The 15,520-nt window shown below is 43.6% G+C and carries 14 protein-coding genes; 11 read left to right on the top strand and 3 right to left on the bottom strand.

Features of this window, described 5'->3' with window-relative positions; translation table 11 throughout:
• Positions 1-130: 130 nt before the first annotated feature.
• Both ABE28_RS21270 and ABE28_RS21265 read left to right on the top strand, forming a co-directional pair.
• Positions 131-1,324, top strand: coding sequence for an MFS transporter (locus tag ABE28_RS21270; protein ID WP_069191725.1), 1,194 nt, complete (start codon positions 131-133; stop codon positions 1,322-1,324).
• Between the two features lie 97 nt (positions 1,325-1,421).
• Positions 1,422-1,751: a hypothetical protein gene (locus tag ABE28_RS21265; RefSeq protein ID WP_083232188.1), complete on the top strand. Its 330-nt coding sequence runs from the start codon at positions 1,422-1,424 to the stop codon at positions 1,749-1,751.
• Positions 1,752-1,810: 59 nt separating this feature from the next.
• Here ABE28_RS21265 and ABE28_RS25325 read toward each other — a convergent pair whose 3' ends face one another.
• Positions 1,811-1,954, bottom strand: coding sequence for a hypothetical protein (locus ABE28_RS25325; RefSeq protein ID WP_156775872.1), 144 nt, complete (start codon positions 1,952-1,954; stop codon positions 1,811-1,813).
• A gap of 147 nt (positions 1,955-2,101) precedes the next feature.
• On the opposite strand from ABE28_RS25325, the gene ABE28_RS21260 reads away from it, so the two are divergent.
• The 5 genes from ABE28_RS21260 to ABE28_RS21245 all read left to right on the top strand — a co-directional run bounded on the left by ABE28_RS21260 (position 2,102) and on the right by ABE28_RS21245 (position 8,504).
• Complete coding sequence (locus ABE28_RS21260) at positions 2,102-2,965, top strand: STAS domain-containing protein (protein WP_064464245.1); 864 nt, start codon at positions 2,102-2,104, stop codon at positions 2,963-2,965.
• A 58-nt stretch (positions 2,966-3,023) separates the two neighbouring features.
• Entirely contained in the window at positions 3,024-3,461 is a 438-nt protein-coding gene (locus ABE28_RS21255) for a hypothetical protein (RefSeq protein ID WP_064464243.1), read from the top strand.
• Positions 3,462-3,711: 250 nt separating this feature from the next.
• Positions 3,712-3,861, top strand: a complete 150-nt coding sequence (locus tag ABE28_RS25320) for a hypothetical protein (RefSeq protein WP_156775870.1) — start codon at positions 3,712-3,714, stop codon at positions 3,859-3,861.
• 210 nt (positions 3,862-4,071) lie between these two features.
• Positions 4,072-5,229 (top strand): IS256 family transposase, encoded by a 1,158-nt coding sequence (locus tag ABE28_RS21250; RefSeq protein WP_069191724.1) that lies wholly within the window; start codon positions 4,072-4,074, stop codon positions 5,227-5,229.
• 905 nt (positions 5,230-6,134) lie between these two features.
• Positions 6,135-8,504, top strand: a complete 2,370-nt coding sequence (locus ABE28_RS21245) for a penicillin acylase family protein (RefSeq protein WP_064462461.1) — start codon at positions 6,135-6,137, stop codon at positions 8,502-8,504.
• A 52-nt stretch (positions 8,505-8,556) separates the two neighbouring features.
• On the opposite strand, the gene ABE28_RS21240 is transcribed toward ABE28_RS21245, so the two are convergent.
• Together ABE28_RS21240 and ABE28_RS21235 are read right to left on the bottom strand one after the other, a co-directional pair.
• Positions 8,557-8,775, bottom strand: a complete 219-nt coding sequence (locus ABE28_RS21240) for a hypothetical protein (protein ID WP_083232187.1) — start codon at positions 8,773-8,775, stop codon at positions 8,557-8,559.
• On the bottom strand, positions 8,768-9,391 hold the full coding sequence (locus ABE28_RS21235; RefSeq protein WP_083232186.1) for a sigma-70 family RNA polymerase sigma factor: 624 nt from the start codon (positions 9,389-9,391) through the stop codon (positions 8,768-8,770). The genes ABE28_RS21240 and ABE28_RS21235 overlap by 8 nt, the downstream gene beginning before the upstream one ends.
• 156 nt (positions 9,392-9,547) lie before the next feature.
• On the opposite strand from ABE28_RS21235, the gene ABE28_RS24720 reads away from it, so the two are divergent.
• The 4 genes from ABE28_RS24720 to ABE28_RS21220 all read left to right on the top strand — a co-directional run bounded on the left by ABE28_RS24720 (position 9,548) and on the right by ABE28_RS21220 (position 15,490).
• On the top strand, positions 9,548-9,709 hold the full coding sequence (locus tag ABE28_RS24720; RefSeq protein ID WP_083232185.1) for a YvrJ family protein: 162 nt from the start codon (positions 9,548-9,550) through the stop codon (positions 9,707-9,709).
• A 390-nt stretch (positions 9,710-10,099) separates the two neighbouring features.
• On the top strand, positions 10,100-10,933 hold the full coding sequence (locus ABE28_RS21230; RefSeq protein WP_257390656.1) for a GNAT family N-acetyltransferase: 834 nt from the start codon (positions 10,100-10,102) through the stop codon (positions 10,931-10,933).
• Between the two features lie 15 nt (positions 10,934-10,948).
• A complete protein-coding gene (locus tag ABE28_RS21225; RefSeq protein ID WP_064462463.1) occupies positions 10,949-11,410 on the top strand; it encodes a DinB family protein in 462 nt (153 codons plus the stop codon).
• Between the two features lie 264 nt (positions 11,411-11,674).
• Positions 11,675-15,490 (top strand): bifunctional 2',3'-cyclic-nucleotide 2'-phosphodiesterase/3'-nucleotidase, encoded by a 3,816-nt coding sequence (locus ABE28_RS21220; RefSeq protein ID WP_064462464.1) that lies wholly within the window; start codon positions 11,675-11,677, stop codon positions 15,488-15,490.
• Positions 15,491-15,520 lie beyond the last annotated feature (30 nt).

Here is a 15,520-nt window from a genome sequence, read left to right as displayed (position 1 = left end):
AAAATCCCTTCACTTCTTATTGTGAAGGGTTTTTTCATGAAGCGGAAAGCTTCATGCGGCAAAATAGACAACGAGGTCCGTTCGTATTAACATAGGGGGAAAGTTTAAATCGTGAAGGGTCTGAATTAATGTGAGTTATATCGAGCCTGCTGGAAAATCATTCAAAATGACGATCTTGGCTTTATTTCTTGGCAGCTTTGTAACGTTTGCCGATCTGTATAGTACGCAGCCCGTCATTCCGGTATTCGCCAAGCAATTCGGCGTCTCCCCTGCAATGGCAAGCCTGACATTATCATTCGCGACAGGGACGCTTGCCATCTGTTTATTGCTCGTTTCCTTTTTCTCTGAAAACATCGATCGAAAAAAAATAATGGGGACAGCGCTCACGTTATCTGCCTTATTATCCATATGCGTCAGCTTCATACAGGATGATCTGTACATCCTGATCACCATAAGGGCGATTCAAGGAGCAGTGCTTGCCGGCTTCCCGGCAATAGCCATGGCCTATATCAATGAAGAAGTCCATCCGAAAAGCCTCGGCTATGTGATGGGCATTTATGTGAGCGGCTCCAGCATCGGCGGTTTGGCCGGCCGGCTGATTGTCGGGGTGCTGACCGATCATTTTTCATGGAATATCGCAATCGGCAGCCTTGGCGCATTAAGTTTGGTCATTAGTCTGTTCTTCTGGTGGATGCTTCCCCCTTCCCAGCATGCGATTCGCAATAAAGTGTCATTGTCGCGAATCAAAGCCTCCCTTCTCAATAACTTGAGGAATGGCAGGCTCATCCTCTTATTCGGTATGGCTTTTCTATTGATGGGGTCGTTTGTTACCGTATATAACTTTGTGGGTATACCATTAATGGGACCACCATATCATTTATCACAGACATTGATTGGCTTCATTTTCATCATTTATCTTGTGGGGACATTCAGTTCCACCTGGATGGGGAAGCTAGCCGACCAATATGGGCGGAGGGGCGTCCTTCTCTCCGGGATCACAATCATGCTGATGGGGGCGCTATTGACCTTAGCGGCACCACTATTGCTGAAAATATTCGGGCTTGCCCTGTTCACATTCGGTTTTTTTGGAGCTCACTCCATCGCAAGCAGCTGGATCGGAAGGTTAGCCGGAAAAAACGAAAAAGCGCAAGCATCGTCTTTATATTTGCTGTTTTACTATGCAGGCTCCAGTGTTGTTGGGGCATCGGGCGGTTTATTCTTGATGAAGTTCGGTTGGGGCGGGGTCATCTCGGCTGTATCCATCCTCATTATCCTGGCTGCCTTTTGTGTCATTATGGTTGAAAAGGTGAAAATCGGTAACTAAAATGTGCTTTTCTATCATGATTTTCCGGACGCTGAATATAATCTAGTGAAAAGGATATGGAAGAATAGATTGATAAGAGAAGAGGGTAATAAATAGAGTGAAACGGAAAGCTGTAATTCTCATTGGGTTAATAGCCGTATTAATAATATTGTTCATTGTATACTTAACAAGTCCGGGCAGATTGGCAAAGGTGGAGATCGTTGAAAAGTACTATCCCCATTTCTCCGATGGCAAGGCGATCGGTTTTAAGACGAACAAGGTCATATCTGTGTCGAAAACCGAAGAAGGCTCCAATTGCGCAATGAAATTCAACAATGGGGAAACGTTGGAAATTGATTGTGACCGTTATTTAAACTATAAGATCGGAGAAACGGTCTATATTACGACTGAAGGAAACCATGTGAAGGAAATACAGAGAAAAAGATAGTCCTGAACCAGTGTGAATTTATGCAAGCAAAAACCCAGGCCAAATTGGTCTGGGCTTTTTCATTTTTTATCTTTGCTTTTCGTTTTATCTTTTTTATTACGCCGTAGTACATCCAAGATCCTGCGGCTGTTATTTTTACTGTTAATGAGCTCGACTAAATCGCTCATATTTTCAGATTCAAAGTCTCGTTGATTCTTTTTCATGGTAATCCCTCCAAGTCATATATCATGATACCCTTTTTGTGAATGGGGTAAACGTCTCTTATCATATTGGTAAAAGTAGGATTTTATATCACAAACCTTAAAAAATTTGATAAAATGTGATAAAAGCCCTGTATGGGGGAGGTTGAAATGGAACAATTAAGAATGATCGGAGAAAAAATCGAGAAATTCAAAAAAATACTTGTGGAGCATATTGAATTATTTGATGAAGAGGATTCACGCTATGACCTTGAAACGAGTAAACAGGTAAGATCAAAGCTCATTCAAATTCATGCCGATGCACTGATTCATGGTAAGGAAGAAGCGATGGCAAGTATGAAAATTTCAGGAATGGAAATAGGAAGGCGTATCGTGGACATGGGCATACCTTTAGATAAAAATATAGAGGAAGCCCAACTGCTGCGTAATCTTTTTTGGAGTTTCATTGAAGAAGAAGTAAGCAATCGGTACTATTCCATCGAAATATTGCTGAAGGCAAGTTCGATAATCGATTCGATCCTCGACCAATACATTCACTGTATCAGCATAAGCTATGTCAATCATTATAAACAACTGGCCAAGGTGGCAAATGATTCATTGCAGAAGATAAAGGAAAACCAAGAAGTCATGGAAGAGTTGGCGACTCCAATCGTTCAGACTGTATTGAAGGATGTGCTGCTCTTCCCGATGATTGGACGCGTCGATGACTGGAGAATGGAATCGATGCAGTCAAGGATCCTGGAAAAATGTGCAGAGCTAAACGCGGAAATATTGATCATTGATTTCTCCGGGATTACGTTTACGAAGGAGAGTAATTTGCTATTGCTGCTTGAGCAATTAGCGGGAGCACTACTGCTCATGGGAACGGAAACGATCGTTGTCGGCTTTACCCCTGATGTGGTGAAACGCATTGTCAAACTTGACTTTGCCAATCAGGTAAAAGCCTTCCTATCGTTCGCGCAGGCCATGGAATCCATCTTTAAGCAAAGAGGTCTGGCCATTCAGCCAGTATGATGGAGATATCCTTGATAGGGTGTCTTTTTTTAGAGCATCGAAGAAAGGTGGATGAACCATGTTCAAGAAAAATGAGAATCTCGATGAATCATTTCAAAAATGGTATTGTATAGGAATCATGACAGATCACGGACTGGACGATGAAGAATATGATGCGTTATCAAAACGCATCTGCGACTCAATCCAAAATGTAAAGGTCATATCCGATCTGATCAGAGTGGAATGGGACCAAGAAAAATTACAAAGCCTGAATGAACGCTTTCAGCAACCGACATATACCGACCCTTGCTACATCATCAATGAATTCATCCCAGAAGATATAAAAAAGGAAAGAAAGCTACTCGAAAAAAACAATAAATGGAAGAGACTCTTCGGCTTCCTCTCTCCGATGGAATACATCGTAGCAGAGACGAAGGCCGCCCATGACTTTGACAAGTCCCTCCTTTATACGGATGACGTAGATCAAGTGATCGAATACATATTGGCCAATAGCTAAACAAAGCATCGATACATACATCGTATCGATGCTTTTTCATTCTACGCAAGAGTAAAAGAGCAGGATTGGCGAGTAAAAGCCCAAAATTGGCGAGTAAACTGCTTAAATTGGCGAGTAAACGTTCCAATTCGCGAGTAAAGCATCAAAATCAGGAGAGTCCCGCCCCAAAATTGAGAGTAAAGCATCAAAATCAGGAGAAAACACGCCCCAATTTACGAGTGAAACCCTCATAAACAAGAGGAAATTCCAATTGGCGAGTAAAAGTCTAAAATTGGCGAGTAAACTGCTCAATTTGGCGAGTAAAAGCCTAAAATTGGCGAGTAAACTGCTTAAATTGGTGAGTAAAAGCCTGAAATTGGCGAGTAAACGTTCAAATTGGCGAGTAAAGCTCCAAAATTAGGAGAGTCCCGCCCAAAATTGAGAGTAAAGCATCAAAATCAGGAGAAACACGCCCCAATTTACGAGTGAAACACTCATAATCAAGAGAAAATTCAATTTGGCGAGTAAAAGCGATTAAGTCCGTATAATTGTGTAAAAAAAGAGAGTCATTTCGTTCACTCTTGGAAACAATGTTTTCTACCACAGAAATCACATTGAAAAGAGGAATAAAATGACTCAGTTACAGTTTAACCTTGATCTCGATCTTTTAAAAGTATCCATTATGAATTCTACAATGGATGACGTGATTAAATCAGCGGTTGTATTAATCTTAAATGAGTTTATGGAGAAGGAGAGAGACGCCTATCTACAAGTTTCATCTTATGAGCGTTCCTCCGAACGTCAGGATTATCGGAATTGCTATTATGAACGTGACTTTACGATGAGTATTGGGAAGATTAAATTGAAGGTACCCAGGACGCGTACTGGTGACTTTTCCCCTTCTGTTTTTGAAAAATATGCCCGGTGTGATCAGGCGCTTATCCTTTCCATGTTGGAGATGGTGATCAATGGGGTCTCTACTCGGAAAGTCACCCATGTTGTCGAACAGCTTTGCGGAGAAAGTGTTTCAAAGTCTTTTGTTTCCTCGCTTACCCAAAAGCTGGATCCCATTGTTAATGGCTGGGCAACTAGGCCCCTAAATATCACGTACTATCCCTTTATTTTCATGGATGCCATGTATATCAAGGTGCGTGAGCACCAACAGGTTGTTTCAAAAGCCGTATATATCGCCACAGCTCTTACCAAACAAAATAAGCGGGAGATTATAGGGGTACATATCGATCATGTTGAAAGTTTTGAATGCTGGTCCCAGTTCTTTAAACAACTAAAATCTCGTGGCCTTCAATCCCCTAAGCTGGTGATTTCTGATGCCCATCAAGGATTACAAAAAGCGATCCAACGCGATTTCATTGGAACCTCCTGGCAAAGATGCAATGTCCATTTTAAGCGGAACATTTTAGAGAAACTGCCCAAAAAGGGATCATCCGACATTCGTTTAATGATTAAACGGGTATTTGAGGCTGTCACGATTGAGGATTGTCGTCTATTCAAAGCGGAGTTAATCGATAAATTCGGGGAGGAATTAAAATATGAAAAAGCCCTTCAAATTTTAGATGAAGGGTTCGAAGACACCGTTCAATACATGAATCATCCAGAAAAAATCAGGCAGCACATCCGCAGTACCAACTCGCTGGAACGTTTAAACCAAGAAGTTCGTAGAAGAGAAAGAGTCATCCGAATCTTTCCTAATACCCAATCAGCCTTCCGATTAATAGGTGCCGTATTAATGCAGTATCAAGACACGGTTTACGCTAAGAAAAAAGGATAGTCCAAGTACCTATTTTGTGAAACTTTCATCATGAATAATTTCACATTCGAACAGGACCGTCAAAGTGAAAAGCCTTTGACAGCCCTGCCCGAATGTGAGAGAAGATGATCATGAAAGTTTCGCAAAAAAAATGTGTCAGGATAGAGTTTTGCGTACCTCTAAAATAGCTTTTTAATCTGAGGAAACATTAAATTATATGGTTGAAAACATTGTGTTAGTGAATTTACACAATAATAAGGGCTTGACTGTAAAAGCCTAAAATTGGCGAGTAAACTGCTCAATTTGGCGAGTAAAAGCCTAAAATTGGCGAGTAAACCGCTCAAATTGGCGAGTAAACGTTCCAATTCGCGAGTAAAGCTTCAAAATCAGGAGAGTCCCGCCCAAAATTGAGAGTAAAGCATCAAATTAATGAGAAGCACGCCCAAATTTACGAGTGAAACCCTCATAATCAAGAGAAAATTCAATTTGGCGAGTAAAAGCCTAAAATTGGCGAGTAAACTGCTCAATTTGGCGAGTAAAAGCCTAAAATTGGCGAGTAAACCGCTCAAATTGGCGAGTAAACGTTCCAATTCGCGAGTAAAGCTTCAAAATCAGGAGAGTCCCGCCCAAAATTGAGAGTAAAGCATCAAATTAATGAGAAGCACGCCCAAATTTACGAGTGAAACCCTCATAATCAAGAGAAAATTCAAATTGGCGAGTAAACTGCTCAAATTCGCAAGTAAAAGCTCCAAAATCAGGAGAACCCCGCCCCAATTCGTGAGTAACCGCTCCGATCACTCGGACGGGATTCTATTATTTTCGGAAAACTGGCAAAATTAATCGAGGTTGGTAGGAAAGATGGAGGGGGGCGCGGAATATCTTAAGTAGAAAGATGAGAGTTTTTAATGGGAGAGGGAGATGAGTCGATGGAAGTTGCCGTACCTCAGCAGACGCCGAAGCGGAAGTGGCGAAGGCGGGCATTATGGAGTTTGGGTATTTTGATTGTGCTTTTGCTGTCTGCTTTGATTGCCGCGAATGTATTTCTTTCAAGGTCTTTGCCTGAAACGAAGGGGGAAGTTTCGCTGCCGGGTCTTTTGAAACCGGTTACGGTGGTGAGGGATTCCAGGGGGGTCCCGCATATCAATGCTACGAATGAGCATGATTTGTATTTAGCTCAAGGATATGTCCAGGCGCAGGACCGTTTATTTCAAATGGATTTGAGCAGGCGTCAGGCGTCAGGAAGATTGAGCGAGGTGATTGGCGAGAAGACGGTGAAAAATGATAAGTATTTTCGCACTCTTGGGCTGAGACGGGCGGCTGAAGCCTCCTACGCGGAATATACATCCGAAGGGAAAGAAGCGTTGGATGTGTTTGCCGAGGGGGTCAATCTTTATATCGATGAGCTCAAGGAGAATGGAAAATGGCCGGTCGAGTTCAGTTTACTCGGATATGAACCAGAGCGGTGGACAGCCGTCGATTCGCTGACGATCGGTAAATATATGGCCTTTGATTTAGGCGGGAATTGGGAGGACCAGGCGTTCAGGCAGTATTTGCTGCAAACGTTCCCGAAGGAAAAGGCGTATGATTTATTTCCGGATTATCCAAAGGATGCTCCTTATATCATCAGTAAGGAGGAGCTGGATATTGAGAAAAGTTTCGCATCGGCCGTCGTTCCTTATGAGTTCAATGGCAGCAATAATTGGGTCGTTTCGGGAAGCAAAACCGATTCCGGCAAGCCCTTATTGGCGGATGATCCACATCTTGGGCTGGCTACACCGTCCGTTTGGTATCAAATGCATTTGGAAGCCCCGACAGTCAATGTGAGCGGAGTGATTTTTGCCGGAATTCCGGGGATCATCCTCGGTCATAATGAAAAGGTCGCATGGGGCGTGACCAATACGGGGCCGGATGTCCAGGATTTATTCATTGAGAAAAGAAACCCGGAAAACGAGAGGGAATTCGCTTTCAACGATAAATGGGAAAAAGCTGAAATCGTGGACGAGCCGATCAAGGTGAAGGATGGCAAAAGCCTGGATTATCAGGTGACCGTTACCCGTCATGGACCGGTCATCTCCGAGTTTGCCGGCAAAAGCGGGAAAGATACCGTGCTTGCATTAAGGTGGACGGCACTTGATCCATCCGCAGAGCTTGAAGCGGTGTTGAATATGAATAAAGCGGAAAACTGGAACGATTTCGAAAAGGCTCTCTTGAAATTCGAAACGCCAGCGCAGAATTTTGTGTTTGCCTCCACCGACGGGACCATTGCCTATAAGGCAAACGGGAAAATCCCGATTCGGAAAAAGGGGGATAGCATGCTGCCTGTTCCTGGCTGGACGGGTGAATATGAATGGAAGGGCTACATCCCATTTGATGAACTGCCTAAAACGATCAACCCGAAGGAAGGGTTCATTTCGACAGCGAATAATAAAGTGATTTCAGATGATTACCCTTACCACATCAGTAATAACTGGGCCCAGCCATACCGTCAGATGAGGATACAGGAGTTTTTAAAGGCCAATAAAAAGCTGACGGCCGAAGACATGCAAACGTTGCAGATGGATCAGGTGAATCTTCAGGCCAAGGAGTTTGCTCCCCGATTCCTGGAGGTATTGAAGGGCTCAGCTGGTAAACAGGAAGAAGAGGCGCTGAGAATCTTAAGGAAGTGGAATCATATTGATTCCGTGGATGAGGCGGCACCGATGATTTTTAATGTCTGGATGCGAAATATAGGGGATGTCCTGCTTAAAGAAGAAATACCGGAGGAAACCCTCAACCTCTTTAATGGAAGGCGCTCTGCCATTGATGAACTGCTGCGCCGGGCATTGGACGGTAAGCCCGGTCCGTGGATCGAAGAGGGAGGCGGACTTGAGCAGGTGCTTGCCAAGTCGCTTCAGCGGACGTTAGCCGAATTGGAGGAAACACAAGGGAACGATATAGCTGATTGGGAATGGGGGGACTACCATCAGGTAAGGTTCAACCACCCGCTATCGAGCGTCACCCCGTTGAATTATTTGTTTAACAGCGACGGCGGTGTGCCTGTCGGCGGCAGCAGTGTCACGGTGCAGGCAGCGGCATTTTTGGAAGACGGAACCGTTAATCATGGCGGCTCCTGGAGGTTTGTCATGGATCTATCCGACATGAGCAAGGCCTATCATCTCGTTGGACCTGGCCAATCAGGTAACGTCAAAAGCGAATGGTACCACGATCAGCTTGACGATTGGGCAGATGGGACGTATCACCAAACGGTAATGAATGATCCAAAAGGTGATAAGCTGACCTTGAAGCCCGTTTATTGATTTCTTCCGAAGAAAAGCACCAAGTCCAGCCTGATCCGGACTTGGTGCTTATTCATTGTTTTTGCTTATTCAGGAATTCGGAAAGGAACTCCTCGAAGTTGGGTGCCTCTATTGCCGCGATTTTTTCATAGGATTCAATGATTTTCAGCTTGATCTCTTGCTCGAGATCGTTCCGGTCTTGATAGTTTGTGTTTTTTAATGATTTTTTTATTTTAGGATTCAGGGAATTGATTAAGCTCATCAGCTCTTCTTTAGAAAGTTTACTATCCACAATGGCTTTTCTCCTTTCTATCATATACCTCATCCGTATAGTGCTTTCGGAGCTTTTTGAGTGCTTGCTTGCGGATGCTTGAAATATTCTGGGGTGACTCATGGAAATAGGCAGCAATCTCTTTATTGGATAGTCCATAAGAAAAGATCATCGTCAGTACCAGGTTTTGTTTGGCCGTTAGCTTCTGCAGCGCCTTTATCATTTCTTCATCACTAATATGTGAGGAGAGATCATTCGTTTCCCCCGTTTTTTCAAGCTGACCGTCATAATTCCCGATTCGATCGATCATTCCGCCAGCATCGCTCGGTGTCGCATCAAGTACCATGCGATAGCGTTCCCGCTGCTTCCTCGCCCTTTTATCGAAATCAACGGAGAAAAAATAAATCAAGGAGCACATGTATTTATATATCTTAGCCCGGTAATAGAAAATTTTGAAAGTCTCGTTGAGATGACATATGTTGTGAGAAGAAGGGGTGTCAAGAGTCTCGGTGAAAATCTTCATATGCTCTGGGTTTTGTAAAAATACGTGAATGATCGGCTGTTCAAAGAAAGATGAGTACTGTTGCTGCAAAAACTCTAATGAATGAGAAAAAAAATGAGAAGTTGATGGGTTCATTGTTATCCCTCCTTTAATTATTAAAGTGATAGACAAGGGGAATAAATCAATTATATACGAACATTCGTTCTTTTTTCCATGAATCAATAGTGCTAGATTGATTTTTTAAAACAAGTTTCACTTTATATATCAGATACAAGAAAAGGGGTGAAGAGGATGATGATTGAGGATGCTACTGTGTGGGTGTCATTAGTTAGCGAATTTGGCTATCCATTCGTCGTTTCTATGTTTTTGCTCTTCCGCTTCGGTAAACAATTAAAAGAACTGTCAACGGACGTAGAGAACTTAAAAAAGTCCGCTCATAAAACGAAACGATAACCTAAAGGACGTCATGTACTAGGTGGTAAAACCGAGTTTCGGGTTCTCATGAAAAAGGAATCCGGAATTCGGGTATAAAGAAATAGGTCCAATGGATATCAATATCCCCCCTTAAATAGTCAAATAAAAAACCTCCAACCATTATTTGGAATATAACATAAAATAGGTAAAAAATAATCCTCAAATGGAATCATTTTACTACAATAATTCATCCGTCCATGGAATTAGATGTGAAATCCTCCTCTTGTACGATTTTAGTTTTATGGATTAAAGTGAAAATACTTTTAAAAAAACAACATATTAAAAAAACTTACAAAAAGTTTGCGGCATCCCATAAAGGGGTGCTGTTTTTCTTATATTTTGGTAATAAACTGATAGTATGGAAAAGGGGTGACGATCTTGAAAGAAAAACAGCTGGAAGAAATTCGAGTTCTCCAGGGGGAATGTGAAAGTGGCGATTTTACATTAAAGCTGAACTGGGAAACTCTTCGCAGTCGTAATGGTATTCATCAAAATGATTTTTTTCATTATGATGGGTCAAATCTTGTAGGTTTTCTTGGGCTTTATGATTTTGGGAACAAGATCGAGATGTGCGGGATGGTGCATCCGGAGTTCCGAAGGCAGGGAATTTTCACAAATTTGCTGGATGAGGCATTAGAGAGCGCAATACAGCGGGAATATAAGTCGATCATCTTGAATTCACCAGCTCAATCACCTTCCGGAAAAGGTTTTTTGGCGGAGTTGCCCTGCCAGCTTGCTTTTTCCGAATATCAAATGAAATGGTCCCAAACGGAGCTGGATGGGTATGAAGATGTCGTCATCCGTCCTTCCCGGAGAAATGATGAAGAAACGGAAATACTGCTGGATATCCACTGCTTTCATTTTACGGAAAAAGAGGCAAGGGATTATTATCAGCGCATTCTCTATGAGGATACACTGAAAACGATGATGATTGAAAGTGATGGTCGGGCGGTTGGTAAAATCCGTGTGGATCACTCTGGCGGGGAAGCTTGGATTTATGGATTTTCGATCCTTCCGGAATACCAGGGAATGGGGCTTGGCAGAAAGGTATTGAAAAAGCTTGTAGCCGAACAATCTCAGCTCGGATATGATATTTTTCTCGAAGTCGAGGCGACGAATGATCATGCTTTGAAGCTCTACGAATCTTGCGGATTCAAGACGATTCAACGCCAGGATTATTACCGATACGAAGGGCTGAAGTGAATAAGGGGGAGTGGAATGCTGACATTATTCACGTATAACTGGCAGGTGCGAAAAGAGTGGTTTCAATGGTGCCGGTCCATATCGAATGAGGAACTTAACCGACAGCGGACGGGAGGCATGGGCACCATTTTACGGACGCTGGCACATATTATCGATGTCGAATACAGCTGGATCCGGGCTATCCAGGGGAAGGCGGATGTCGAAATAAATCTGGACTCCTATTATACAATCGAGAAAGTGGAAGAATTATCCAGGTGTTATCACGGTGATGTATTGGGTTATTTGAACTTGCCTTCATTTGAAGAGGGGAATGACATGGTTGAACCAGCTTGGATGGGTGGCCGTCAATATAATGTAGACAGAATATTGAACCATTTGATTGCGCATGAAATCCACCATATTGGCCAGTTGTCCATTTGGGCGAGGGAGCTGGGCATCGAGCCGGTTTCAGCCAGCTTGATCGATCGGGTTTTATAGGTAAATAGCTTGTCAGACCGTAGGTGACCTTGCCCTGCGGTTTTTTTGAGTTTACAAGATTATACTGGTGATTTGACATTTATCCATTGTTTTAGCAAACATTTTCTTGAGTGACCTGTAAAAGGAGCGGGTTATTAGGAAAATGAATAGATAAATAGTACCAATTATCCAAAATTCTTAATATTACCGCAAATTGTGACGTTTTTTCGACAAAATCATGGTATATTATTCTAGCATTTTACAAAAATAGAAGGGTTGTGAAGTATGTCGTTCAAGATTCAAGTTAAAAAAATGCTCGCCCCGATGCTTGCTGTAAGTTTGATTACGGCTCCATTTGCCGTGCCGGGGGAGACATCGGCCAAAGAGGCTTCCAAAAAGCCGGCGTCCAAACCATTTGTCATCTCCGCTCCTGATGTTAGTTACACAAAAGGGACCAAGGCGACTGTAACCGTCACACCGAAACAAGGCAACAAAGGAAATGAAAGCGTTGTCTTTCAGCTGATGCATGGAACGAAGGTCATTTCACAGTCAGCGGTTGAGACGGATATTAAATCGGCCCAAAAATTCTCTGCATACTTCAACTCGTACCAATCGGGTGATTGGGTCAAAGTGTCGGTGGTTTCCAAGTATAACGGCAATACGAGCAACTTCGGAAACAGCCTGGCAACCTCCGTTTCAGATGCACCATTCGAATTGAGGATCATGGAAACGACCGATATACACACGAACCTGATGGGCTATGATTATTATAAAAATGCCGCATCCGAATCGGTCGGCTTTGCCCGCACGGCGACCTTGATCAAGCAAGCACGAAAAGAAGTGAAAAATAGTGTGTTGGTGGATAATGGCGACCTTATTCAAGGCACGCCGCTAGGTACGTATAAAGCGAATATAGCGCCACTGAAAAAGGGTGAGGTCCACCCTGTCTATAAAGCGATGAACCTGCTTGATTATGATATGGCCACATTCGGCAATCACGAATTCAATTACGGCCTATCTTATTTGGATGAAGCCATCAACGATGCGAACTTCCCTTATGTCAATGCGAATATTTATAAAAAGGATAAAGACAAAGATCCGAAAAACGATAAAAATAAATATTCTCCTTATAAAATCGTCACCAAGAAGGTAAAGGATATCAATGGAAATGAAAAAGCGGTAAAGATAGGCTATATAGGATTCGCTCCGCCGCAAATCATGGATTGGGATAAGGCGAATCTTGAAGGCAAGGTCATTACGAAGGAAATCATCGCGACTGCGAACAAGTATATTCCAGAAATGAAGAAAAAGGGTGCGGATGTGATCGTGGCACTTACACACTCCGGATTCAATGGCGACACCAAGAATACCGAGGATGTCATTTATTCATTAAGTAAGGTGTCCGGTATCGATGCAATCACGTTCTCCCATACACATAAAGTCTTTCCGGCACAAGATGAAGCATCGTTAGACAGTCTATTTAAGGATGGCCAAGGCAAGGTCCTCAAAGGTGTCGATAATAAAAAAGGGACCATTAATGGTGTCCCGGCCGTTCAAGCAGGATATGGCGGCAGTAATCTAGGGATCATCGACCTCGATATCCAGAGCATCAAAGGAAAATGGAAAGTCGTCCATTCGGATTCATCGACTCGCGCAATCAACGACAAATTGACAGGGAAAAAAGCGGCCGAAGATCCGGCTGTCGTCAAAGCGGTCAAAAAGGATCATGAAGGAACGATCAAGTATGTCAATACACCGATTGGAACGACTACAGCACCGATCCATAGCTACTTTGCCCTTGTACAGGATGATCCTTCCGTACAAGTCGTGACAAGCGCCCAGAAATGGTATGTAGAGAAATACATCAAGAACAACCGACCGGAATACATGGACCTTCCGATTCTCTCTGTAGGAGCTCCTTTCAAAGCGGGACGCAATGGAGTCGAGGAATTCACGGAAATCAAACAAGGCGGTCTGACCATTCGCAGCGCCGGCGACTTATATTTATATGACAATACGTTAAAGGCTATCAAAATCAAAGGTTCCGTCGTCAAGGAATGGCTTGAGATGTCGGCAGGGAAATATAATACGATCGATCCTGCCAAGACTGAGGAACAGGAATTGCTCAATGGAAAGTTTGCCGTTTATAATTTTGACGTCATCGACGGGGTGACCTATCAAATCGATGTTACCAAGGCTCCGCGCTATGATGAAAAAGGAACGAAGGTGTCGGATTCAAGCAGGATTGCCGAGTTGAAATATAACGGTGAACCGATCGATCCGAACCAGGATTTCATCGTCGTGACGAATAATTACCGCGCTTCAGGCGGCGGGAACTTCCCGGGAGTGAAGGGAAGCGAATATGTTGTTGACTCTGCCGATGAAAATCGCCAAATCTTGATGGATTACATCACGCAAGAGGGTGAAATCAATCCAACCGCTGATGATAACTGGTCGATTGCCCCGATTTCCGGCAAGGTGAATGTAACGTTCACTTCATCGCCGAAGGGTGCGGATTATTTAAATGAAAACAGCCCGATCTCGTATACAGGGAAAAAGGATGATAAAGGCTTCGGCATTTACAAATTCAATCTAGGGAGAGAAAATGTTAAAGTGCAATTGCTCGGTATTAATGATTTTCACGGTCAGCTCGATACGACCTCCGATTTTGGCGGTATCAAGCAAGGGCGTGCGGATTATTTGGCAGCGCATCTGAAGCAGCGTAAAGCGGAAAACCCTGAGCATACACTTTTACTATCGGCAGGTGATGCCGTCGGGGCAAGTTCCCCGGTATCTTCATTGGTCCAGGATAAACCGACGCTTCAGTTTTTGAATGATATGAAATTCGATGTCGGCACCGTTGGAAACCATGAGTTCGATAAAGGGGTGGAAACCTTGATGGCCCAAATCAATGGCGGCAAGTCACCTACCTCCGATGTCGTATTCGATAAATTGAACTTTCCATATGTAGTTGCCAATGTCGTATATAAAGACACGAAAAAGCCTATTTTGGACCCTTATGTCATAAAAAAGGTCGGTGGGGTTGATATTGGCTTCATCGGTGTAGTCACGAATGCCACACCTCAAAAAGTCAGCCCGGATGGCATTAAGAATGTGGAGTTCATCGAGCAGGCACCTGCCGTGAATAAAGCGGTTGCCGAATTGAAGGAGAAAGGCGTCAAGTCGATCGTCATCATCTCACATGACCCAGGTACTGAAAAAGACGGAGTCATCACAGGTGAAGTGGCGGATTTAGCTAAAGCCGTCGATGATGAAGTCGATGTGATTTTGGCCGGAGATAATCATGCAAAGGTCAACAATTATGTCGATGATAAATTGATTGTACAAGCTTATTCTTATGGGACGGCTTTCGAAGATGTCGATTTGGAGATCGATCCGGCGACAAAGGATATTGTCAAAAAGTCAGCTGAAATTGTGACCGTGACACAAGATGGCATTACGGCGGATGCAGGGACGACGAAATTCATCAATGATTATTTAAATATGTTCCCAGAGCTGAAAGCACCGCTTGGGACAACGGAAGAGAAGATTGTCAGAACCAATGCCTACACAGAGGAAACGGCACTTGGAAATTTAATCGCCGATTCAATGAAGGCCGATTTGAATTCCGATTTTGCGTTCATGAATCCAGGCGGAATTCGTGCGGACATTCCGAAGGGGGAAGTGACATTTTCCGATTTGGCGAAAATCCAGCCGTTCGGCAATGTCTTGGTTAAGCTTGAGCTAACCGGAGCGGAAGTGAAAACGTTGCTTCAACAGCAATGGATCGTGGAAGGAGCCCCGAAAACGTTGCAAATTTCAGGGTTGAGCTATACAGCTGACTTCAGTAAGCCGGTCACGGAACGGGTCACATTACTGAAGAAGGCGGACGGGACCCCGATAAAGGATGATGAAACCTATACGGTCACCGTCAATGACTTCATGGCGAGCGGCGGGGATAACTATACCGTCCTGAAAGGCAAGAACCGTGTATTCGGACACGCTGATCTGGAAGCCTTCGTTACCTATGTGAAAGCAACGTTCAAAGGCGGTAAGATCACCGCGGATCTGGAAGGCAGGATTACGAATATCAATAAATAAGGCAAAAATGGGGGGCGTTCCGGCATGAGT

The sequence above is a fragment of the Peribacillus muralis genome (assembly GCF_001645685.2).
Taxonomy (GTDB): Bacteria; Bacillota; Bacilli; order Bacillales; family DSM-1321; genus Peribacillus; species Peribacillus muralis_A.
This window is presented reverse-complemented; position numbering and strand designations above follow the sequence as displayed.

Coding starts and splice junctions, on each gene's coding strand:
- ABE28_RS25325 (WP_156775872.1), bottom strand. CDS start 1,954: ATGAAAAAGAATCAACGAGACTTTGAATCTGAAAATATGAGCGATTTA.
- ABE28_RS21260 (WP_064464245.1), top strand. CDS start 2,102: ATGGAACAATTAAGAATGATCGGAGAAAAAATCGAGAAATTCAAAAAA.
- ABE28_RS21255 (WP_064464243.1), top strand. CDS start 3,024: ATGTTCAAGAAAAATGAGAATCTCGATGAATCATTTCAAAAATGGTAT.
- ABE28_RS21250 (WP_069191724.1), top strand. CDS start 4,072: ATGACTCAGTTACAGTTTAACCTTGATCTCGATCTTTTAAAAGTATCC.
- ABE28_RS21245 (WP_064462461.1), top strand. CDS start 6,135: ATGGAAGTTGCCGTACCTCAGCAGACGCCGAAGCGGAAGTGGCGAAGG.
- ABE28_RS21235 (WP_083232186.1), bottom strand. CDS start 9,391: ATGAACCCATCAACTTCTCATTTTTTTTCTCATTCATTAGAGTTTTTG.
- ABE28_RS24720 (WP_083232185.1), top strand. CDS start 9,548: ATGATGATTGAGGATGCTACTGTGTGGGTGTCATTAGTTAGCGAATTT.
- ABE28_RS21225 (WP_064462463.1), top strand. CDS start 10,949: ATGCTGACATTATTCACGTATAACTGGCAGGTGCGAAAAGAGTGGTTT.
- ABE28_RS21220 (WP_064462464.1), top strand. CDS start 11,675: ATGTCGTTCAAGATTCAAGTTAAAAAAATGCTCGCCCCGATGCTTGCT.